Source organism: Nocardia sp. CDC153 (assembly GCF_035818515.1).
GTDB lineage: Bacteria > Actinomycetota > Actinomycetes > Mycobacteriales > Mycobacteriaceae > Nocardia.
The window spans coordinates 672,728-694,499 of the sequence record NZ_JAYKYU010000005.1 but is presented as its reverse complement, the minus strand read 5'-3'; the positions used below and the strand labels follow the sequence as shown (position 1 = coordinate 694,499).

The window sequence follows — 21,772 nt, the reverse complement described above, 5'->3', positions numbered from 1 at the left end:
GCCTCTCAGGCGTTGGCAGCTTCTCGCTTGGCAATGTTCTCGGCGACCTCCGCCTCCCACGCGGTGACCGCGCGGGTGGTGTCCACCTCGTATTCGAACCGATCGGTCATCTCGTCCTTGACCTCGGCCACATCCACGTAGAACTGCTCATACCAGCGACGCAGCTGATAGACCGGCCCGTCCTCCTCGCACAGCAGCGGATTGTTGATGCGCGACTTGCGCTTCCAGATGGCCGCGTCCTGCTCGAAACCCTTGCCGAGTCCGCCGACGAACTTCTCGGCGATCTCCTGAGCCTGCTCGGGGCTGACACCCGCGGGCTTCTTGGCGATCGCGCCGTACTGCAGCACGAACTGGTTCTCGTTGATCGGGTAGTGGCAGTTGATCAGATAGCCCTCCACGACAAGGCCGTTCGGGCTCTCGCTCTTCAGGTAGTCGATCATGTAGGAGGGCCCGTAGTACGAGGCCTCCGACTGCAGCACGTTCTTGCCGCCCAGCGCCTTGGCGGTCTCGCCCATCATGTCCTCGCGCGACACCGAGGTCATGAACTGGCTGGCGATGTGACCCTCGAAGACGTTCTTGAAGAAGGTCGGGAAGCCGTAGTGCACATAGAAGAAGTGCGCCATGTCCACCACATTGTCGACGACCTCGCGGCAATTGGCGTCCACGATCATGGAATTCCAGGTCCAGTCGGTCCACTCGTCGTCGAAGGCGGCGTCGATGCGCGGAATCGCCAGCTCGGCGGGCGGCTGCTTGCCCTCCGGATCGTTCCAGACGAACAGCATCTTGTTCTCGACCATGGTCGGCCACGCCTTGGTGCGGGCCAGCGGCGGCACGCGGCGCGCGTAGGGGATGCCGGTGCACCTACCCTTGCCGTTCCAGCGCCAGTCGTGGAACGGGCAGGCGATGGAGTCGCCCTTGACGGTGCCGTCGGCCAGGTTGCCGCCCATGTGCGGGCAGTAGGCATTGAGCACATTGAGGGTGCCGTCCTCGGCGGCGAACACCACGATCTCGGTGCCGAAAGCCTTGACGGTGTGCGGCTTTCCGTCACGGAAGGTCTCGGCCAGACCCAGGCAGTGCCAGCCGCGCGCGAATCGCGTCGGGGGCTTGCCCGAGTCGATGACGCGAACGTCGCTCTCTGCGGTGGTCATGTGAATTCCTCTCCCTTGCCTTGCTTGAAATGGTTGCGGCCGATGTGACGGCGACGACAGCGCAGTCTCACTGGCCGGGAGGTTGCTACTGGTCTGCGAGACGGTTGAACGCCGCGCGGTAGAAGAGCAGCGGGCGCGCCTCGGAATGCTCGGTCAGGCCGGTCACGCGGCCGATGACAATGGTGTGGTCGCCGCCGTCCACCTCGTCGTGCAGTTCGCAGTCGATGGAGGCCATGGCCCCGGCGAGCAGGGGCGAACCGTTCGCCGAAGCCGTCCACTCGATTCCGGCGAACTTGCCGGGCCCCGGCCGTCCGAGCTGACGGCAGATCGCGTCCTGATGGTCGGCCAGGATGTTCACGCAGAACCGGCCCGCCGCACGGATTCTCGGCCAGGTGCTCGAGGTCCGCGCCGGGAAGAAGCTCACCAGCGGCGGGTCGATGGACAGCGAGGCGAACGACTGGCAGGCGAAGCCGACGGGTTCACCCTCGTCAAGGGCGGTAATCACGGTGACTCCCGAGGCGAAGCGCCCCAGCACGGTCTTGAAAGCCGTCGCGTCGATGGCCGGAGACAGGTCCAGGACCGGGTCCACGGGCCCTCCTTATTTCGATCCGAAATATAGCTAGAAGTCATGACAGCAGGTCGTGGACCGGAGCCGTCAACTCCGTGGTTCGGTGATCGGGACCCGTATGCGTAGCTTTTACGTAGTTCCCCCGATTCCCCGGCGTGTGGCGCAGGGCACTGTGACTGGTAGCACACGATCCGAACCAGGCACATGCCTAATCGGAATAGACCTAGACTGGATATGACCAACGGAGGTACCCATGTCCGTCGCCCTGCTGCCCCCGGCGGAAGCTCGACCCAGCCACAATCCCATGCGCGCCAAGGATTCCCGCGCCAGCGCCGAAGTCCCCGTCTCGATGATCGAGCGGATGACCTTGATCCTGGACGCTTTCGATGCCTCCACCCCCACGCTCACCCTGCTCGGCCTGGTTGAGCGCACCGGGCTGCCGCGGTCCACCGTGCACCGGATCCTGGACCAGATGATCAAGCTGCGCTGGTTGGCCCACACCTCGGGCGGCTACCGGCTCGGCATGCGCGCCCTCGAACTCGGCGGACTCACCGCCGACCACAACGAGATTCGCGACGCGGTGTCCCCGCTGCTGCACGAGCTGAGCCAGCGCACCGGCATGGTCGGCCACCTGGCCGTGCTCGACGGGCGCGACGTGGTGTATCTGGACAAGGCGGGCGGCCGCTTCGCCGCGAGCCTGCCCACCCGCCTCGGCGGCCGGATGCCCGCGCACGCAACGGCTCTCGGCAAGGCCATGCTCGCCTGTCTGGAGCCGAATATCGCCGAGGCCGCGCTGCGCACCCGCCTGCCGCGCCTGACCCCGCGCACCATCTGCGAGCCCGAGGCGCTGACCCGGGAGCTGGCCCAGATCCGCATGCGCCAGGGCGTGGCCATCGACCGCGAGGAGGCCGTGGCCGGAATCGCCTGCGTCGCAGCGCCCTTGCGGGGCCGGGGTACCGCGCCCGCCGCGCTCTCGCTCTCCGGTCGCGCCGACGGCATGAGCTATGACCGGCTGGCCCGCGTCGTGCTCGAGGTCGCGCACGAGGCCGGTCGCACCCTGTTCCCGCGTCGCGCCCACTGGCGCTGAGGGGAGTCGGCGGATGCGGGGGCGATACAGTTCGATGATGACCGAGGGCGGGCCCGCCGATGCGGCACAGGCGATTCCGGAGCTGCCCACCACGGCGTGGGCCGTGCTGGGCATGCTCTCGCACGCCGAGGAACTCTCCGGATACGACCTGAAGAAATGGGCCGACTGGAGTTTGCAGTTCTTCTACTGGAGCCCCTCGTTCAGCCAGATCTATGCCGAACTCAAACGTTTGGAAAAGCACGGATACGCGACCTCGCGAACCGTCGTCTCCGAGGACGGCATGCGCGGCAAACGCATGTACGCCATTACCGAGAGTGGGCGCGACGCGGCCGCGCACTGGGTCAACAACTCCCCCGTCGAGGCCCCGGTGCTCAAACACAGCGTGATGCTGCGGGCCTGGCTCGGCCATCTCGCCGAACCCGAGCGCATGCGCGAAATCCTCACCCAGCACATCGAATACACCGAAACCATGCGGCGACGCGCGCTGGCCGACGCCGACGGCGCGGAGGTGAATCCGGATTGGGCGTATCCGAGCGCGGTATTGCGCTGGTGCGTCAAGCATTACGAGGCGGAAAAGGAATTCGCCGAGGACCTGCTGAAGGATTTGGACAAATTGGCGAGACAGCGTAGCCGCCGCAGACCTGCGAAGAAGCAGAATTCCAACGATTCCCACTGAACGGACTTGCTCATAGTCGACGGGAAACGGCCGTGACACGGTTCACACCATCGTGTTACTGCTCACCCTGGAGGACGCTCTATGTCCACCTCCGTCGACACCGCGGTGCCACCCGGCGCCACGCCTGACGAAAGCGGCCGCCTCGATGGCGCGTCGAACTCGAGGATCTGGTCGGTCCTCGCGGTTATTGTGCTGTTCACCGAGGTCTCCCCGATGCAGTACGTGATGGTCGCCTCGGCCCTGCGCCAGATCGCGCCCACCTTCCCCGACCAGGGCGCCAATATCAACTGGGCCATCATCGTTTTCGGCATTTTCGGTGCCGCCGTGTCCCCGCTGATCGGCAAGCTCAGCGACATCTGGGGCAAGAAGAAGATGTTCCTGGTCTGCGGCGTGCTGTTCCTGATCGGCACGGCGCTGTGCGCGGTCACCAGCAACTGGGCGCTGTTCCTGGTGGGTCGGGCGCTGGAGGCGACGGCCATCGCGACCACCGTGGTGTCCTACGGGCTGATTCGCGATCTGATGCCGCGGCGCATGGTGCCCATCGGGCTCGGCATCGCTTCGACGGGCCTGGGTGTGTCGGCGCTCGCGGGTCCGCTGATCGGCGGGTACATCACCGATCACTACAGCTGGCGCGGGCTGTTCTGGTTCCTGTTCGTCTTCACGCTGATCATGATTCCGCTGCTGATCATCGTGGTGCCGGAGTCCAAACTGCGCACGCCGCAGCGACTGGATCTGGTCGGCGCGGTGCTGCTGGGCGCGGGCGCGACGCTGACGCTGCTGTACCTGGACAAGGGGCAGGACTGGGGCTGGACCAAGCCCTCCACCTTGGCCTGGCTGATTGCCGGTCTGGTGTTGCTGGCGCTGTTCCCGCTCGTGGAGCGGCGTGCGAAGCAACCGATCATGGATATGAAGCTGCTGTTCAATCCGCGGGTCAGCGTGGTGCTGTTCATCGGTCTGCTGGCCTCGTTCATGATCGGCTACCAGTCCTATGCGACCGGGTACATGACGCAGTCGCCGCCGTCGGATCAGGTGGTGGCGCAGGTGAAGTCGGCCACCTGGGAGCAGGTGAAGGCCGGTGCGTTGAGCCAGGCGCAGGCGCAGGCACTCACCCAGGCGCGGGCCCAGGGGCTCGCCCAGGCCGAGGCGCAGGCCAAGGCCGCCATGCCGCCGGGTGTGGAGCTGCCGCCGGAGGTGGTCAAGCAGCTCACCGACACCGTGAACGCGCAGGTCACGCCTGAGATGGTGAACGCGCAGGTGCCGCCGGAAGCGGTGTACCAGCATCTGCCGCCGGACATGGTGAAGGTGGATCTGCAGCCGGGCTACAGCTACGGCGACAACTTCTCGCTGCTGAAGTTCGCCACCCATGTGACGCTGGCACAGTCGTTGATCGCCATGCTGTTCGGCTTCCTGGGCGGACTCTGGATTCGACGCTCGGGTGCGCGGTGGCCGCTGGTGACGGCGCTGGTCATCTTCGTGGGCAGCGGTTTCGCCTACGCCGCGCTCTCGCACGGCTGGCAGACGCAGGCGCTGATCAGCGCGGTGTACGGCATCGCGTTCGCGCTGTACTACGCCTCGACACCGAACCTCATCGTGGAAGGTGTTCCGGCGCAACAGCAGGGCATCAGCGCGGGCATGCTGGGCGTCATGCAGGCCATGGGCGCGGGCATCGGGCTCGCGGTGGCGACGGCGTTCCTGAATGCCAATCCGGTCGAGGCGGTGGTGTCGGTGACGGGCGCGGCCCCGGTCACCAAGGACATTCCATTGCTGTACTCGGACAAGGGGTATGAGGTCAGCTTCTACTTCGTGGCGATCTCGGCGGCGGTGGCGCTGGTGGGCGCGCTGACCATGAAGCACGGACGCACTCCGGCGACGGGTGGTGCCGCGCACCACTGAGCGGGACCTCACCTCGTTGTTCTTCGGCCGTCATATTTCGATTGGAAATAGGCCGACAGCCCGTGCGGCCGGAGGAGGTTCACGATGATGACCGAGCGGTCGACGATGACCGGTGAACTCGACACCATCGCCGCGGCGGTGGCCGCGATTGCCGACGGCCGCATGGTGCTGGTGGTGGATGACGAGGATCGCGAGAACGAAGGCGATCTGATTCTGGCGGCCGAGCACGCGACCGCGGCGAATATCGCGTTCCTGGTGCGGCACACCAGCGGAGTGATCTGCGTGCCGATGGCCGGGGAGGACTGCGACCGGCTGCGACTGCCGCCGATGACGGCGGTGAACCAGGACCCGAAGGGCACCGCCTACACCGTGTCGGTGGATGCGATGTCCGGTGTCAGCACCGGGATCTCGGCCGCCGATCGGGCGCAGACCATGCGGGTGCTGGCCGATCCCCGAACCACTCCGGATCAGCTGTCCCGGCCCGGCCACGTGTTCCCGCTGCGCGCGAATCCCCGTGGCGTGCTGGGGCGTCCGGGGCATACCGAGGCCGCCGTCGATCTGACGCGGCTGGCGGGGCTGCGGCCCGCGGGGGTTATCGCCGAGGTCGTGAACGACGACGGGACCATGGCGCGATTGCCGGAGCTGTTGGTCATGGCCCGGGAATGGAATGTCCCGATCGTCTCCATCGCCGATCTGATCGAGCATCGGAAGCGGTTGGAGCACGGCATTTCTCGGATCGTCGAGACGCGGTTGCCCACCCGGTTCGGCGACTTCCGGGTCTATGGCTACTCCGATGAGCACTCCGGTGCGGAACATCTGGCGCTGGTCTACGGCGATCCGTCCGGCGAAAACGCCTTGGCGCGAGTGCATTCCGAATGCCTGACCGGTGACGCCTTCGGTTCCCTGCGCTGCGACTGCGGCGAGCAGCTCGACGCCGCATTGGCGGCCGTCGCCTCGGCGGGCCGGGGTGTCGTCGTCTACCTGCGCGGACAAGAAGGCCGAGGCATCGGACTGCTCAACAAGCTGCGCGCCTATGAGCTCCAAGACGCCGGAGCCGACACCGTCGACGCCAATGTCCGACTGGGACTGCCGATCGACGCCCGCGATTACGGCGCGGCCGCACGGATCCTGACCGATCTCGGCGTGAACTCCGTCCATCTGCTCAGCAATAACCCCGCCAAGCAGGCGGGCTTGGAAGCCAATGGGGTGACCGTCCACACCCGGATCCCGCTTCAGACCCAACCGACCGAACACAACGTGCACTACCTCAACACCAAACGCGATCGGATGAGTCATCAACTGCCGCAGTTCGAGGCCGTCGGCTACCGCTGAGTACCCGGCTGCGATGCTGGGGGCATGAAGATCGCGGCCGCCCAGCTCACCTGTGTTCCCGGCGACGTCGTCGCCAATGTGCGGCAGGCGGTCGAGCTTGCCGAGCGGGCCGCGGCGGACGGCGCGGAACTGGTGGTATTTCCCGAGCTGACGCTCACCGGGTACGAGCCGGGTCTCGTGGCCGCCGATCCCGACTTGCTGGTCGGGCCGCACGATGCGCGACTCGATTCGCTACGGAACAGCGGGATCGCCACCGTGATCAATTGCGCCGCACCCACCGAAAGTGGTCCGGCCATCGCCACCTTCGTGTACGCGGGCTCAGGTGAGTTGATCGGGAGTTACCTCAAGCAGCACCTGTTCGAGCATGAGCGGGAGGTGTTCGTCGCGGGCGCGCGGGACGGTCGATTCGAGTTGGGCGGCCTGCGGTTCTCCCTGGCCACCTGCTTCGACAACCACTTTCCGGATCTGATCGAACGCAGTGCCGCCGACGGCTGCGATGTGCACCTGGCGAGTTCGCTGTACGGCACCGGCGGCGGGGTACGGGAGCGGGAGAGCATCTATCCCGGGATCGCGCGTGATTCGAACATGTCCGTGGTGCTGGCGAATCATGTCGGGCAAGCCGGAGCGTGGGTGGGCTGCGGCGGCTCGGCGGTGTGGCGGCCCGGCGGCGACCTATTGGTCGAAGGGGATTCGAGTTCGACCGGGGTGGTCGCCGCCCGGGTCGGAAAGGCCGTCAGGACAACCAGCTCACCGGGGTGACCTCGGGAATGTGGATGAGGACGTCGAATGCCTCCGACAGGTTGCGGATCGCCAAGTGCTCTTCGGCATCTCGGGCCGGGTCGTAGACGCCGCTGATCACCCGCATCTTGACCGGCTTCGAAATGGGATCGGTGCGCATGTCCAGCCATTGGATCCGATCACTGCCATCTCCCAGCTCCGCATCGAGGAAATCCGGTGCGGGAGCCGGGATCTCGGCGACACCGACATTGCCGTGATGGAAGCCGATGGCGACCGAGGCGTAGTCGCGACCGAAATGCTCGCGGAGGACACTGCCGACGGTGACGATGTCACCCTGATCCGCGGCCTTCCCGAGAGTCGTGGACTCGGCGGAAACATGGGCGATGCCGTCCCAGTAGACAATCCGTGAGCCCGTACGCCGATGGTGCTCGATGATCGATGTGGCCCAGAGCCTCCCCTCACCGGCGAAGCTGCCGCGGCCTGCGACGCTGTGCTTGTGGAAGTCCTCGATCAAAGCCATTCGGGTGCGGATGGTTTCATCCAAGTCCGGGATTTCGGCGATCAGGGCCGAGGCATCACGGGCATGATCCAGGAAGGGACGGCCGGGGTGTGTGCCCCGGGCGCGCTGGACGTGTTCGTCGACGGCATGGGCAGTACGAATAGGCTCCAGATGCGAGGCCAAGGCCGCGGCATAGCTCGGCGCGTGTGCCCGAACGGCATCCAGGACCGCGTCATAATCCTCCGGTTTCGCCTGAACCGGCTTGACGCCAATGATCTGAACCTGATCTCCGGGATGCGCCTCGTTGAACTCCCGAATCCAACTCAGCGCGGCAACCATCTCCCCCGTACGCCAAGGCCGCCACGCATTGTCGAGCGCCGAGACCGCAGTCCCCTTCCCCTCCCGAACATACGCATCGAGAGCCTCCGCCACATCGGCGCTGTCCTGGATAGCGAGGGTCCGAAAGTTGTAGTGCTCCACCAAGTCCCGGAACAGATCATCGCGCAAGGCGAACGTCTCATGAGCGAACCGTGTCGATTCGCCGATCCCCACGACCGATGCGTTAGCAAGTGTGCTGGCGTCCATACCCCCACTCTCCAACCTCAACAATAGTTCAGGTCAAGCAAGAAGAGAGAAAAGATAAAAGACGCCTGGAGGAGGGAGAGAGGGTGGCCGAGCTTGCGAGGCCCCCTCACCTACCAGCCCCCTCCCGCAAAAACCGCACCTACCAGCCACCTCACCTACCGAACCTCCCTCACGTTCCAGCCCGCTCACCGCTCGGCCGTTCATCGTCTGTGGAATTGTCAAAGAGCTTGAAGCCGTGGAGTTGTCGAACGGTTCGGTGGTTTTCGAGTTCTTCGGTTGTCTCGAGAAGGTGATGCGTGCAGTCCGTGGGCTGGGAGGTGAGGTGGCGGCTCCCAACCCGGCGTCAGCCCAAGTCCGGTAGGGCAGGCGAGGCGACCACACTTCCCCTTGTTTTGCGCACGCCAGCGGGGCACGAGCAGCCGGGTGTCACGCTGCCCGTGAACCCCACTTCCGGCAACTGGAATCGACTGCCGTGGCGACCCGCTCCCCAACGTGGTGTTTGTCGTTGACGTGTGGGGTGTGGGAGGGGTCCAACGCTGCCGGGGCAATCCAGCCGACCCGGCCCGGTGTCGGGGAGTTCTTTCCCAGCATCACTGTCTTCCATCCGTGTTCGCTGTCGTTGACCATGGCGTGGTGGTGGTCGCAGACCAGGGCGAGGTTGTTGAGGTCGGTGGGTCCGCCCTTGGCCCAATCGATCACGTGGTGGGCGGCGCACATGCTCGCGGGTACATCGCAGCCGGGGTGGGTGCAGCCGCGGTCGCGGGCGATCAACGCCAACCGCTGCCCTGAGGAAGCCAAACGCTCACCATGTGCCAGGTAGAGCGGGATCTCGTCCTTGTCGAGCACCGCCAACACCGGGCGAGAACCCTTGGCCAACTTGAGAGCTTCGTTGATGGAGAGGTGCCCACCGGAGGCGGTGGTGGCCACGCCCGCACCCTTTTCGAGGTCGGCCAGGCTCATCGTGACCACGACCTCGACGGGCAGGCCACGGTGCTTGCCCAGCTTCATCGGCTTGCCGGCCTTGGCCGCAGCGGCACCGGCAGCAGCGAAGACACCAACACCAGCGGCGGTACCCGCAGCAGCACCAGCGCCCGCAGCGCCAGCGGCATCGATACCAGCGGTGGTATCGATGACCGGCTGCAACGCGCTCACGAGCGCGAACAACGCGTCGTGGGTGCGCTGGCCGGCGTCGCGACGATCACGGCGCGCGGCCGCTTCCAGCACCTTCGACTCGACGTGCGCCGTGGCGGCGAGGATTTCGGTGTCGGTGTCGTCGAGGTTGCACATGCCCGGGCGGGCCAGCTTGGCGAAGATCGCGTCCAACAGGGCGCGCAGTTCGGGAGTGAGCCAGCCTTCGATCTTCGACATCCCATCCACACCGGGACGGCTGATGGTGATGCCGCGACGGCGACGACGATCGGCATCGGAGATCACCGTGCCCTCCGGGTCCAGGCGGGCGAGGATTTCGCGCCCGATCTTCGGGAGGTCGTCGGGGTGCCCGGTCACGCAGTGTTCGACCAACAGTGCCTCGGTTTCGACCCGAGCGGGCGCGGGGACCTCGGCGGGCAGATGCGTCATGATGTCGACGATGCCACGCACATGATCGCGCGAGATCACCCCCGCCTCAAACGCGTTCGCCGTCGCGGCCAGGGTGACCGGGCGCGGCGTGCCGTCGGCCCCGAGGAACTCCCCACACGCTGCGGCGATCTTCACGCGCATCGCCGCGTCATAGCGCGACAGGCCCAGGGTTTGACGCAGGAACGGCACCACGTCCTTGACCCCGGCCTTGCGCGGCAGGTCGCGCTCGGCGATCTCGATGACGAGCGCCGAATCCAGGGCGGCCAGTTGGCGCTTGCAGATCTCCAGATCGCGCATGAATTCCACGGCATCGATATCGGTTCGAGCCTTGAGTTTGCCGTGCAGGACGGTATCGGCGACGTTGGTGATCGCGGTCATCAGGGCGCTGATGCCGGTGCTTTCGAGTGTTTCCCCCTTCGAATTCATGCTCTAATTCTACCGCCGAATTCCAGTCCATGGAACCCGAAATGTCCGTTGTCACTTAGCTTTTCACATTCATAATCTCCGAAACCCTTGCCCCCATTGCCTTTCCGGCGGCCAATAGCGGCTCCGTCGACCGCAAAGTGCGACTGAGCACGAAAGCCCCTTCCAGCGCACAGAGAATCGCAATCATCAAATCCCGCGCGTCGCCTTCGGCGAGCCCGCGGCGCACGAAATACGCGACCCCTTCATCGATCCAGGAATTCATGACTTCCGCTGCGACATCACGTATTCCGGGTTCACTGTCCGCCACTTCCCCGGCGACCGTCCCGACCGGACACATATTCATCCAACCGCTCTGTTCGATCGTCTCGGCCGCTGCCGCGAAGGCAGCCGGGACGGCTTCGCGCAGATCGTCATGAGCGTCCATCAGGAGAGGCAGCAGTTGGATGTAGGCCGCGCCCGAGGTGCGTAGAGCCTCGGCGGCGATGGCCGCTTTCCCGGCCGGGAAGTGGTGGTAGAGCGAGCCCATGGGGGCGTTCGAGGCGGCGGTGATCTGTTTGACGGTGATCGCGCTGTAGCCCTGGACGCGCATGAGCTCGGCGACGGCGGTGACCAGCCGGTCCCGGGTGGTGGTTGACAGGTTCTCGCTCACGGATACAGACTAGAGCAAACGCACTAGAGCGTCTGCTCTAGAGGAGGAAATCATGCCGACTGTCGAGGTAAGCGCAGGTCGAATCCATTACGTCGAGCGGGGTGAAGGGCCCGCGGTCGTGCTCTTGCACGGGCTGCTGATGAATCACACGCAGTGGGACAAGGTCATCGACAAATTGCCGGAGGGGTTCCGCTATCTGCTCCCGGATCTGCCGTTCGGCTCACACCCCGAACCCATGCGCGCGGGCGCGGACCTGAGCATGCGGGGAATGAACCAGATCATCGCCGATTTCCTTGCGGCACTGGACCTTCACGACGTCACCCTGGTCCATACCGATTGGGGCGGCAGCCTGTTCCTCACCGCCTATGGCCTGGACGACCGCATCGCCCGCATGATCGTGCTGCCCTGCGAGGCGTTCGCCAACTTCCCACCCGGCCTACCAGGCAAGACTGTCACCGCCGTCGCCCACATCCCCGGCGCACTCACCTTGGGGCTCAAGCAGTTACGCATCTCATGGCTGCGCTCCTCACCGCTGCTGTTCGGCTGGATGGCCCGCTACCCGCTCAGCGACGAACTGGTGCACGGCTGGACCGAACCCGGCCTGCGGGACAAGCGAATTCAGCGCGACATGCTCGCCTACGGCAAATCCAAGCGCTCCAAGGCCGAGCTCATCGCGAATACCGAAGCGCTGCGGAACTTCTCGGGCGACGCCCTGATCCTCTGGTCCTCGGCGGGCAAGGTGATGCCGCGCGAGCACGGTCGCCGCCTGGCCGAGATCATTCCGAAGGCTCGGCTGGTCGAGATCGACGACGCCTACGTGCTCTCGATGCTCGATCAACCCGATGCCGTCGCCGCGGCCATGTCGGCCTTTCTCACCGAAGCCGTCGTCGAGTCCGACTAGTCCGGGTTACCGTTCGGTATGGTCGGCGGGATCGGCCGGACGAATGCACTGGAGGCGCGATGCCGAGCTTCATGAGTCGGGTGGTGGTGCCCGCCTACCTGCGGGTCACCCGCGCCAACCAGCCCTTCCTCACCGCCGACGGCGCACGGAAACACATCCGCGAGCGCACGATCCGACCCCAACCCTTCGCCCCGCCGCGCGTCCTCCGCTCCGACATCGAGATCTCGATGCGCCGCGAGGGAGGTTGGCCGATCTACACCCTCACTCCCCGATCCGGTCGCACGCGGGGCAATGTCATCTATTGCCACGGCGGCGGCTGGGTCAATGAGGTTGCGCGGCAGCATTGGGAGTTGGCCGCCGATATCGCCGCGGACGCGGGGACGACGGTCACGCTGCCCATCTATCCGCTGATCCCCTTCGGCACCGCCGATCAGGTGATACCGGCCTTCGCCGAGCTGGTTCGCGCCAATCGGGAGCGGTACGGCGAGGTCTGTCTGGCCGGGGATTCGGCGGGTGGGCAGATCGCGCTGTCCACCGCGGTGGTGCTGCGCGACGACGAACAGCCGAGTGTGCCTCGCACGGTACTGATTTCACCCGCACTCGACCTGTCGATGAGCAATCCGGAGATCCTCGCCGTCCTCCCCGAGGACCCGTGGCTCGGCCGCGAGGGCGGGCTGGTGCTGGGCGAGAGTTGGCGGGGACCGCTGGACATCCACGATCCGCGCGTCTCTCCCCTGTTCGCCGACTTCACCGGCCTCGGCCCGCTCGCGGTCTTCTGCGGCTCGCGCGACATCCTGGTGCCCGACACCCGCCTCATGGTCGAAAAGGCCAGGGCCGCAGGCGTGGACGTCGACTATGTCGAGGAGCCGGGGCTCGTCCACGTGTACCCGCTGACACCGACTCCGGAGGGGCGGGCGGCCCGAAAGGTCATCATCGACGCGCTGAGCCGCGCCCTGACCCCCGCCCAATCGCCACGCTGACTCGGCTCGTCCCCCTCCTCAACCCACCCACTGCCCGGTAGCGCAGCGTCAGCGCATCCCAGCCCCCGCTGGGTCAACTCGACTCTGCCGCATCAGCTCGAGCGGACCACGTCAACCCACCCGCGCTGCCTCAACCCGATCGGGCAGTGTCAACGCAATCCGCGCCGCGTCAACTCGACCGTCCCGCGTCCGGCCCGTGTTCCGCGAGCCAGCGGCGGGCGCGGGTTGGCGACGCACGCGACAGCCAGGCGTCTTGGATGACCTCGGTCAGTTCTTGCAGTGTCAGTTCGGGAATTCGGCTGCCGCGCACCAGGACCGAGAGGTGGCCGTCGAAGTGCGAGGTGGTGAAGAACGGAGAGTCGGGGTCCTGGGTGAGGGCCAGTTTGTCGTCCTCGGAGGGGACCCAGATGACGATGACGTCGTCGTAGCGTTCGCCGGTCACCGGGTCGACCGCGTCGGGGCGGCGGGTGCGGAAGAATACGAACGACTTCTGGCCCACCTGGTAGACCGGGTTGCCGGACGGGCCTTCGACGACGGTGACGTGCGGCATGGCGGCAGCCAACTCGTGGACGTCGGAGAGTCGGGCTCGGCGTGTTCTGCTCGGCACCCGCCCGAGTGTATCGCCGGACACCCTCGTGCCCGCCACGAGCAGCGTTTATGCGGTGCTGCTGGCATAGAATGCCGCAAATCACATAGGTTGGACGCCATGGCGCGGCGTGTCAATGGAAACCTCCCGGAAGAGGTGACTAGCTTCGTCGGCCGCCGCGAAGAACTGGCTACCGCGAAGCGTCTGCTGCCCACCACCCGGGTGCTCACCCTGCTGGGTCCCGGCGGCATGGGGAAGACCCGATTGTCGCGGCAGATCGGGCAGCTGGTGTCGCGAGCCTTCCCCGACGGCGTCTGGCTGGTCGAGCTCGCCGACGTGCAGGATCCCGCGCTCGTCACCCTGGCCGTGACCGAGGCGCTGGACCTGCGCGACGAATCCACCGCGCCGCTGCCCCGGCTCACCGAATTCCTGGCCGACAAGCGGCTGCTGCTGATTCTGGACAACTGCGAGCATCTGATCGAGGCATGTGCGGCACTGGTCGGTCGGATCATCGCGACCACGCCCGATGTGCGGGTGCTGGCCACCAGCCGGGAGGTGCTGGGCATCCCGGGCGAGCAGGTCATGCCGGTGCCGCCGCTGACCGTGCCCGAGACCGCCGGGGAGGACGGGGACGCGCTGCAGCTGTTCGTCGAGCGCGCGACGGCCGCCAATCCGGGCTTCCAGGCCACGCCCGCCAATCGCGCGGTACTGGCCGAGATCTGCCGCCGACTCGAGGGCATGCCGTTGGCCCTGGAACTGGCCGCGCTGCGGCTGCGCATGTTCACCCCGGAACAGATTCTGGACCGGCTCGACGACACCATCGGTCTGCTCAGCGCCGGACCGCGCACCGCGCCGCAGCGCCAGCAGACGATAGAGGGCGCGATCCGCTGGAGCTACGACCTCTGCACCGGGGCGGAACAGTCACTGTGGGAACAGCTTTCGGTGTTCGCGGGCGGCTTCGACATCGATGCCGCGGAGGCGGTGTGCGAGCTCGGGTCGGCCTCGCTCATGGAGGCGCTGACCGGGCTGGTGGACAAGTCCGTGGTGATGCTGCGCTTCGACGGCGACGTCGCCCGGTATTCGATGCTGGAACCCATCCGCCAGTTCGCCGCCGACCGGCTCGCCGAACGCGGTGCGGCACACCAGGTTCGGGCCCGGCATCGAGAGCACTATCGGCAGCTCGCCATGCGCGGGCAGACCGCCTACTGGACCGCCGAGGATGTGGCGTGGTTCGGCGAATTGTCCCGGGAGCACGCGAATCTGCGGGCGGCGTTGAAATCGGGACTCGAGGACGAGCCGCTGCGCACCATGGCCACCGTGACCGTGCTGCGGCCCTTCTGGGAACACAATCGATTCCTGTCCGAGGGCTATCGCTGGCTCACCGATTCCCTCGCACGCAATCCGGAGGCGACCGCCGAGCGGGCCAAGGCGCTGTCCTCGGCGGCCTCGCTGGCGGCGCTGCTGGGTGATGAGGAATCCGCCTCGCGGCTGGTCGGCGAGTGCATGGAATTGGCCGCGGCACTGGGCGATACCGACATCATGGCCGAGGTGGCGTTGGATCGGTCGCTGCTGGCCTTCGCCAACAGCGACCGGGAACGGTCACTGGAGCTGGGCCGCAGTGCCATCGAGTTGGCGGCCTCGCACGGGCAGAACGCGATCGAAATGGATTCGCACGCCTTCTCTTTCATGGCGGCCATGGTGCTGGAGGCTCCCGGCCGCACCGAATTGGCCGAGCGTTTCCTGAAACTCACCTCCGACAGCGGCTCGCATCTGCTGGGCGGGCTGGCGCTGTGGACGGTCGGCATCGACCACTGGCGGCGCGGTGAGCTCGAGGCGTCGGCCGCGTTCCACAGCCGGGCCATCGAGCAGTTGGCGCTGTTCGAGCGGTGCATCTGGCTGTCGTCGGCCTTCGAGGGCCTGGCGTGGACGGTTTCGGCGGGCGGCGACTACGAGCGCGCGGCACGCCTGCTCGGTGCGGCGGAGACCTTGCAGCGCAGCACCATTCGGCTGGCGCACACGATCACCGTCGCGGTCGGCGAGAAGGAACGGCTCAAGGTGCGAGAAGCCTTGGGCGAGGAGGCTTTCCGGGCCGCCTTCGGCGCGGGCGCGAGCCTGCCGCTCGAGGAGGCCATCGATTACGCGCTCGGCCGCACCCCGGCCGCCCCGGAACCCCTTGCCGCGCCGCCCGCTTTGCAGCGGGCCCCACGCGCGAGCACCGCCACCCTCTCCGAAACCAATGTCCTGACCCGCCGTCAGAAGGACGTGGCCCGCCTGGTGGCGGCGGGGCACAGCAACAAGCGCATTGCCGCGGACCTGGTGATCTCGGTGCGCACCGCCGAAACCCACGTCGAACACATCCTCACCAAGCTCGGCCTCACCTCCCGCACCCAGCTCGCCGCCTGGGCCCACGAACACGACCTGTAGGTGGATATGACCGACTCCTACCGCCGTACCCGCGAGAGCTTGCACGCGGTGGCCGAACAACTCCTGGCCGGACCGGAGTACCGGCGCAGCAAGACGATTCGGCTGGCCGCCGCGCCGGGCGGTTTCGCCACGGTGAAGGAGCCGAACCTCGCCGTCCGCGACGATCTCCTGCTGCTCGACGACGAGCCCGTCGGCAAACTGCACGGCGCGACCATCGCCGACCTCGCCGCCACCGCGGGCCTCGAGCCCGGTATGCCGGACGGCATCTACTCCGACGTGACGAACTTCGACCCGCACGCCGAACTCTGGATCGATCCGGACCACTCCCGAACCCTCACCCGCGCATACGAACTCGGCGACACCGCCCTGCGCACCCTCGCCCCCGACCTCACCCCCATCCTCTGGCCCGAACACTTCGACCTCGGCATCGACCTCGACGAGGTCAATTACGGCGTCTCCCCCGGCGACGCCCTCATCCCCGAGCCCTACGCCTACGTCGGCCCTTGGACGCCCCGAACCGGCCCCTTCTGGAACCAATCCTTCGGCGCGGCACGCACTCTCGCCGAACTCGGCGGCCTCGTCGCACTGACCGCCTTCTTCTCCGAGGGCAGGAGCCTCGCGGCCCGACCCTAGGGCCTACTGGTAGCCGACCGAGCCGTCGATGCGTTCGCGCAGCAGGTCGGCGTGGCCCGCGTGGCGGCCGTATTCCTCGATCATGTGCAGGTAGATCCAGCGGAGGGAGAGGTCGGCGCCGGAGCGGGGGTGCAAGATGGTGTGGTCGAGGGGCAGGTTGGCTATGGCCTTGTCGGCCAGGGTGATTTCCTCGACGAAGCGGGCGTAGTCGGCCTCCGCCTGCTCCGGGTCGGTGTCGTGGAAGTCGCCGTCGGGGTTGGTGTCGGAGCTGTAGACGTAGTCGAGTTGCTCGCCCGCGGCGCGCAGGCGGAACCAGCCGCGTTCGACCTCGGTCATGTGGCGGATCAGGCCGAGCAGCGACATGGTGGAGGGTTCCACGCTGCGGATGGCGAGCAGTTCGCCGGTCAGGCCCTGGCATTTCCAGAGCAGGATCTCGCGGCCGCGGGTCAGCAGCGAGTGCAGCACGGCGCGCTCGTCACCGACGAGCAGCTGGGGGGTGCGGGCGATTTCGGGGGCTGTCCACGTCATCTTCGGACTGTAGCGCCGACCCCGGATACGCGAAAACGAGTTTCGGGGATGGGCGATCCCACCCCGAAACTCGTCGGAAACCGCCTGCTAGAGGCCGTTGTTCAGGAAGTCGATGACCGAGCGCTCGAAGGCGTCCTTGCGCTCCACCATGACCCAGTGACCGCAGCGGGCGAAGGTCCGCAGATCCGCGTTCGGCAGCTGGCGGGCCGCGAAGAGCGCGCCCTCGACCGGTGTCACCCGGTCGTCGCGGCCCCACAGGATCAGGACCTCTTTGGTCAGCCCCTTCAACCGCGCCCACAGCGGCAGCGGTTCGGCCAGCTTCGGGTTGTAGAAGGTGGCGTAGGCATCACGCAGCGCGGCCTGGGCCTTCGGGTCGGCGGCCGCCTTCAACCGCGTCGCCACCAGCTCCTCGGTGAGGGTGGCCGGGTTGGAGACCATGGCCCGCAAAAAGCCCATCGCCTTCTCGTCGCTGGGGTTGGCGTTGAACTCCATGAGACGCGAAATACCCTCGGACGGTTCGGGTCCCAGGATGTTCACACCGACGCCACCGGGAGCCATCAGCACCAGCCGGTCGACCCGCTCGGCGTGGTCGAGAGCCAGCAGCGTCGCGACCGTGCCGCCCATGGAGTTGCCCAGCAGGTGCGCCTTCGCGATGCCCAACTCGTCGAGCAGCCCCAGCACCGCGTCGGCGGCAATGCGTAAATAGTTGCGCTCGTACACCTCCGGCCGACCCGACTCCCCGAACCCGGGCAGATCCAGGACCAGACACCGGAAATGCCGCGACAGCACCTCCAGGTTGTTGCCGAAGTTGGCCCACCCGGACACACCCGCGCCGGAGCCGTGCAGCAGCACCAGCGGCGCACCCGCTCCGGCCTCGTGATACCGCAGCTTGTGGCCGTCGACGGTGACCCAGCGGGTGGTGTTCTCGACGGTGAGAGTCATCAGAGCATCCGATCCGCGACCTCGAGGCCCATGGCGGCCTTGCCGTACATGGCCAGGGCTCGCTCCACATCATTGATGACGTGCACGCTACCGGCGTGCGCGTCACGCCAATTGCGTTCGATGATGTTGGGGCGGCGAATGGCGTGCCCGCCGGAGTTCTTGAACAGCAGGTCGATCGCCTCGAGCGCGCGCTCGGTGCCGCGCACCTGATCGCGGCGGGTGGCCAGGCGCAGCTCGAACGGAATCTCCTCGCCCGCTTGGGCGTACCGCAGCTGCTCGCTCATATTGCGTTCCATCTGGAGCACGGCGGCGTCGATTTCCGAAGCGGCACGGGCGATTCGGACGTGGGCGAAGGGATCCTCGGACACCTTCTGCCCGCCGTAGGACAGCCGCACCCGCTCGCGCTGGCGCTCGATGTGCGCCTCGTACGCGCCCTGTGCCGCGCCGATGATCGGGGCGGTGATGGTGTTGGAGAACAGCGCGCCGAACGAGATCTTGTACAGCGGTGCGGTATTCACCGCCTGGCCGGGGCCGACCAGGTTGGCTTGATCCGCGGCCGAGTAGGCGCGGTGGGCGGGCACGAAGGCCTTCTCGATGACGATGTCGTTGGACCCGGTGCCCGACAGGCCGGACACGTTCCAGGTGTCCTCGATCCGGTAGTCGGTGCGCGGCACCAGGATCGTGTAGTAGTCCATGCCGTTCTCGCTCGGCACCAGCGCGCCCAGGAACACCCATTGGGCGTGGTCGCAGCCGGAGGAGAAGGCCCAGCGGCCCGACAGCTCGTAGCCGCCCTCAACGACGGTCAGCTTGCCGGTCGGCGCGTAGGAGGAGGACACCAGGGTGTCGGGGTTCTCGGCCCAGACGTCCTGCTGCGCTCGGTCTTCGAACAGCGCCAGCTGCCACGGGTGCGCGCCCAGCACCGAGGAGACCCACGCGGTGGACGGGCACACGGTGGCGATGGTGCGAATGACCTCGTAGAACTCCACCGGCGAGGCCTCGTCGCCGCCGAAGCGGGCGGGCTGCAGCATGCGGAACACACCGGCCTCGGCGAGCTCGGCGATGCTGGCGTCGGGCACCCGCCGCTGCTCCTCGGCCTGGGCCGCGCGTTCCCGGATCGCGGGCAGCAGGTCCCGAACCCGATCGAGCACCTTGTTCGTCATGCGGGTGTTCCCTCCTCGTGCAAAGGTTTCTGCACTCGAAGTTATGGCCCGATAGGTGTTTCGATCCGAAATAGTCCCAATGATCGGAACCAACGTTCCGCTGGAGAAATGGACGGCTGGGCCCCTGCCAAAGGCAGGGGCCCAGCCACCTGGTGGGAGAAGCTATTTGTGCGCGTACTCCCAGGTGATGTCCTCATCGAGGGCCTTGCGGACAGCCCGGTCGAGGTCCGGATTCCAGTCTTCCGGCTGGGCGACGGCCACCCAGCCGTCCAGCACCAGATCCCCGTAGCGGTGCCCGTGGCCCGAGGGCACACCCTGGGCGTTGGCCAGGTCCGCGCTGATCTGCCAGAAGGTGACGATCGGCCACCACCGGATGGATTTGGAGACGTCCGCGCCGCGCGGTTCCTTCAGCCAATCCGGTTGGGTGAACAGCAGATCCGGCGACCACCAGACGATGGGGTCCGACGCGTGCTGGAGGTAGACCACACGCGGGGTGAACCACTGCCGGTCCGGTCGCGCGAGATCCGGTGCGGTGGCGGCGAATCGGACGATCAGGCCGTCGGCGTAGATGGGCAGGATCTCCGGGGTGCCCGGATCGCGGCGCTGCTCGAGCTGGCTCCAGATCCGGTTCGAGTTGGGCGGGCCGACCCACAGCACGCCGTCGACCAGGGTGCGAATATCGTCGAGCCCGGTGAACGCGCCCTCCGAACCCTGCGAACCCAGGCTCTCGCCGTACACCAGCAGCTTGGGGCGCTGGCCGGGCGGCAGTTGCGCCCAGCGCTCGTGCACCGCGTGGATGACGAGCTTGCCGGACTCGGTCGCCTTCTGGCGGTCCGACAGGAACGACAGCACGCTCGGCAGATACGAGTATTGGGTGGCGGCGATGGCGGTGTCGCCGCCGTACATGTACTCGATGGATTCGGCGGTCGTGGAGTCCACCCAGCCGGTGCCGGTCGTGGTCACCACGACGAGAACCTTGCGTTCGAAGGCGTGGGTGCGATCCAGTTCCCCCACCACCAGGGCCGCGATGTCGTCCGGCGTCTTCGCCGAATCCAAGCCCGCGTAGACCCGAATCGGTTCGCGCGCCGGCCTTCCCGTCACCTGCTCGATCCGCTGGGCGGTGGGACCGTTCGCCACGAACCAGCGCCCCTCCGAACCGAGGGTGTTCCACTGCGCCAAAGACTGTGGACTGCCGGACCTTTCGGGCATTTGCGGTTGAACGGCGAACTCCGAGGTCTTGCCATTGCGCAGACTGAACGCCGAGTTGGCCACGGAGAAGAAGGCTTTCGCCAACACACCCTGGAACAGCAGCACGGCCACCACCGCCACCACGACGGTCGCGCCCACGTAGGCGACATTGCGGGGAATCCGCCATTCGATATTGAGCAGCCGCACGATCAACCGAATCAGCCACCGCACGGCGCGAAACACGACGATTACCAGGGCCAATGTGGCCGCCGCCAGCAACTCGGCCCGCAGATAGCTCGACGTTTTGGTCGGCTCCATCCCCATGAGCGTCTCGAGGTCGCGCTGCCACCGTGCCGACCGCGCCAACACCAGTGCCGCACCCGCGATCGTCCCCACCACGATCACGACCTTGCCGACCGCCCGCGCCGTCTCCGTCGGATGCCACAACTTCGCGATCCCCTGCGCCTCCTCGGGCAACCGCGGCCGCACCCACTTCTTGAACGCCCACTCCAACACACACCCCACCCCGTACCCGATCGCCGCGCTGATCCCACACACCAGCCCCTCGAACAGCCAGGTGCGCGGCAACAACGAGGGAGACACCGCCCACAGGAAGAAGATCCACGCCACCACCAGCCCGGGATAACTCGGGTTGACCGCCCGCTCCGCCCGATCCGCGATGGCCCAGAACCGCGACAGCACCGACGCCACCACCCGCGATGCACCGCTCGTCGCCCGCGAATCACCGGTCACCGCACCCCTGTCGAGCTCCGCGGGCCCGGAATCGGCGGCGTCCTCGGACGTCTCCGCGCTCCCGTCCGGGACGCCGCCCTGCTCGGATTCGGTGGCGGCGTCCGGTCGATCGCCGCCGGTGGACTCGGTGGCGTCCTCGCGGTGATCGCCGCGAGCGGGACCGCCCTCGCGCGAGTCGCCCGGCGCGGACCGATCGCCGGGTTGCGGGTTGTCGTTCGACCGATCTTCCGCCGTCATGGGTTCGAGTCTGCGGGCACGGACACGCCCGGGCTGCAGCGACACGCGTGAGATGGGGCCGGAACCGTCGGACGCCGGGGGCTCAGGCCGGGGTCCGGCGGTGCCGGTTATCCGAGATAGCCCCGGGGAAACTCCGGGGCGGGTCCGGGCCATTGGGCGGTCCGGGCATGGGCGCCGCAATCCCCGCGTTGTCCGCCCACGCTGAAAACCCTATGCCGCAGGCGAATACCTGGGAAATAGCTATTCAAGAGTGATTGACAA

Annotated in this window: 19 protein-coding genes; 9 read left to right on the top strand and 10 right to left on the bottom strand. The window is 66.9% G+C overall.

Annotated elements, in window-relative coordinates; all coding sequences use genetic code 11:
- Positions 1 to 5: 5 nt before the first annotated feature.
- Together VMT65_RS29960 and VMT65_RS29955 are read right to left on the bottom strand one after the other, a co-directional pair.
- Entirely contained in the window at positions 6 to 1,148 is a 1,143-nt protein-coding gene (locus tag VMT65_RS29960; protein ID WP_326311835.1) for a Rieske 2Fe-2S domain-containing protein, read from the bottom strand.
- Between the two features lie 85 nt (positions 1,149 to 1,233).
- Positions 1,234 to 1,737: a flavin reductase family protein gene (locus VMT65_RS29955; protein WP_326311834.1), complete on the bottom strand. Its 504-nt coding sequence runs from the start codon at positions 1,735 to 1,737 to the stop codon at positions 1,234 to 1,236.
- Positions 1,738 to 1,969: 232 nt separating this feature from the next.
- On the opposite strand from VMT65_RS29955, the gene VMT65_RS29950 reads away from it, so the two are divergent.
- From VMT65_RS29950 to VMT65_RS29930, 5 genes are all read left to right on the top strand, one after another.
- Positions 1,970 to 2,803, top strand: a complete 834-nt coding sequence (locus tag VMT65_RS29950) for an IclR family transcriptional regulator (protein WP_326311833.1) — start codon at positions 1,970 to 1,972, stop codon at positions 2,801 to 2,803.
- Between the two features lie 37 nt (positions 2,804 to 2,840).
- Positions 2,841 to 3,479: a PadR family transcriptional regulator gene (locus VMT65_RS29945; protein ID WP_326311832.1), complete on the top strand. Its 639-nt coding sequence runs from the start codon at positions 2,841 to 2,843 to the stop codon at positions 3,477 to 3,479.
- Between the two features lie 81 nt (positions 3,480 to 3,560).
- Positions 3,561 to 5,372: an MFS transporter gene (locus VMT65_RS29940; protein ID WP_326311831.1), complete on the top strand. Its 1,812-nt coding sequence runs from the start codon at positions 3,561 to 3,563 to the stop codon at positions 5,370 to 5,372.
- A gap of 87 nt (positions 5,373 to 5,459) precedes the next feature.
- Entirely contained in the window at positions 5,460 to 6,704 is a 1,245-nt protein-coding gene (locus VMT65_RS29935; protein ID WP_442790327.1) for a bifunctional 3,4-dihydroxy-2-butanone-4-phosphate synthase/GTP cyclohydrolase II, read from the top strand.
- Between the two features lie 24 nt (positions 6,705 to 6,728).
- Entirely contained in the window at positions 6,729 to 7,463 is a 735-nt protein-coding gene (locus VMT65_RS29930) for a carbon-nitrogen hydrolase family protein (RefSeq protein WP_326311830.1), read from the top strand.
- On the opposite strand, the gene VMT65_RS29925 is transcribed toward VMT65_RS29930, so the two are convergent.
- The 3 genes from VMT65_RS29925 to VMT65_RS29915 all read right to left on the bottom strand — a co-directional run bounded on the left by VMT65_RS29925 (position 7,438) and on the right by VMT65_RS29915 (position 11,179).
- On the bottom strand, positions 7,438 to 8,526 hold the full coding sequence (locus VMT65_RS29925; RefSeq protein WP_326311829.1) for an erythromycin esterase family protein: 1,089 nt from the start codon (positions 8,524 to 8,526) through the stop codon (positions 7,438 to 7,440). The genes VMT65_RS29930 and VMT65_RS29925 overlap by 26 nt on opposite strands.
- Before the next feature lie 426 nt (positions 8,527 to 8,952).
- Positions 8,953 to 10,530, bottom strand: coding sequence for an HNH endonuclease signature motif containing protein (locus VMT65_RS29920; protein ID WP_326311828.1), 1,578 nt, complete (start codon positions 10,528 to 10,530; stop codon positions 8,953 to 8,955).
- A gap of 55 nt (positions 10,531 to 10,585) precedes the next feature.
- Positions 10,586 to 11,179 carry a TetR/AcrR family transcriptional regulator gene (locus tag VMT65_RS29915; protein ID WP_326311827.1) on the bottom strand — a complete coding sequence of 198 codons (594 nt, stop codon included), beginning with the start codon at positions 11,177 to 11,179 and terminating at the stop codon, positions 10,586 to 10,588.
- A 52-nt stretch (positions 11,180 to 11,231) separates the two neighbouring features.
- Between VMT65_RS29915 and VMT65_RS29910 the strand changes: the two genes are divergently transcribed.
- On the top strand, positions 11,232 to 12,080 hold the full coding sequence (locus VMT65_RS29910; RefSeq protein WP_326311826.1) for an alpha/beta fold hydrolase: 849 nt from the start codon (positions 11,232 to 11,234) through the stop codon (positions 12,078 to 12,080).
- Positions 12,081 to 12,139: 59 nt separating this feature from the next.
- Entirely contained in the window at positions 12,140 to 13,060 is a 921-nt protein-coding gene (locus VMT65_RS29905) for an alpha/beta hydrolase (protein ID WP_326311825.1), read from the top strand.
- 169 nt (positions 13,061 to 13,229) lie between these two features.
- Here VMT65_RS29905 and VMT65_RS29900 read toward each other — a convergent pair whose 3' ends face one another.
- On the bottom strand, positions 13,230 to 13,610 hold the full coding sequence (locus VMT65_RS29900) for a hypothetical protein (protein ID WP_326311923.1): 381 nt from the start codon (positions 13,608 to 13,610) through the stop codon (positions 13,230 to 13,232).
- 156 nt (positions 13,611 to 13,766) lie between these two features.
- Between VMT65_RS29900 and VMT65_RS29895 the strand changes: the two genes are divergently transcribed.
- Together VMT65_RS29895 and VMT65_RS29890 are read left to right on the top strand one after the other, a co-directional pair.
- On the top strand, positions 13,767 to 16,070 hold the full coding sequence (locus VMT65_RS29895; RefSeq protein WP_326311824.1) for a LuxR C-terminal-related transcriptional regulator: 2,304 nt from the start codon (positions 13,767 to 13,769) through the stop codon (positions 16,068 to 16,070).
- 6 nt (positions 16,071 to 16,076) lie between these two features.
- Entirely contained in the window at positions 16,077 to 16,703 is a 627-nt protein-coding gene (locus VMT65_RS29890) for a hypothetical protein (protein WP_326311823.1), read from the top strand.
- 3 nt (positions 16,704 to 16,706) lie between these two features.
- On the opposite strand, the gene VMT65_RS29885 is transcribed toward VMT65_RS29890, so the two are convergent.
- From VMT65_RS29885 to VMT65_RS29870, 4 genes are all read right to left on the bottom strand, one after another.
- Positions 16,707 to 17,231, bottom strand: a complete 525-nt coding sequence (locus VMT65_RS29885) for a DinB family protein (protein WP_326311822.1) — start codon at positions 17,229 to 17,231, stop codon at positions 16,707 to 16,709.
- 87 nt (positions 17,232 to 17,318) lie between these two features.
- The gene (locus tag VMT65_RS29880) at positions 17,319 to 18,173 is read right to left on the bottom strand and encodes an alpha/beta fold hydrolase (RefSeq protein ID WP_326311821.1); all 855 of its coding nucleotides are present in this window, start codon (positions 18,171 to 18,173) and stop codon (positions 17,319 to 17,321) included.
- Positions 18,173 to 19,333, bottom strand: a complete 1,161-nt coding sequence (gene hsaA, locus VMT65_RS29875; protein WP_326311820.1) for a 3-hydroxy-9,10-secoandrosta-1,3,5(10)-triene-9,17-dione monooxygenase oxygenase subunit — start codon at positions 19,331 to 19,333, stop codon at positions 18,173 to 18,175. Before hsaA ends, VMT65_RS29880 begins: the two co-directional genes overlap by 1 nt.
- Before the next feature lie 162 nt (positions 19,334 to 19,495).
- Positions 19,496 to 21,511 carry an alpha/beta hydrolase gene (locus VMT65_RS29870; protein ID WP_326311819.1) on the bottom strand — a complete coding sequence of 672 codons (2,016 nt, stop codon included), beginning with the start codon at positions 21,509 to 21,511 and terminating at the stop codon, positions 19,496 to 19,498.
- Between the last annotated feature and the right edge of the window lie 261 nt (positions 21,512 to 21,772).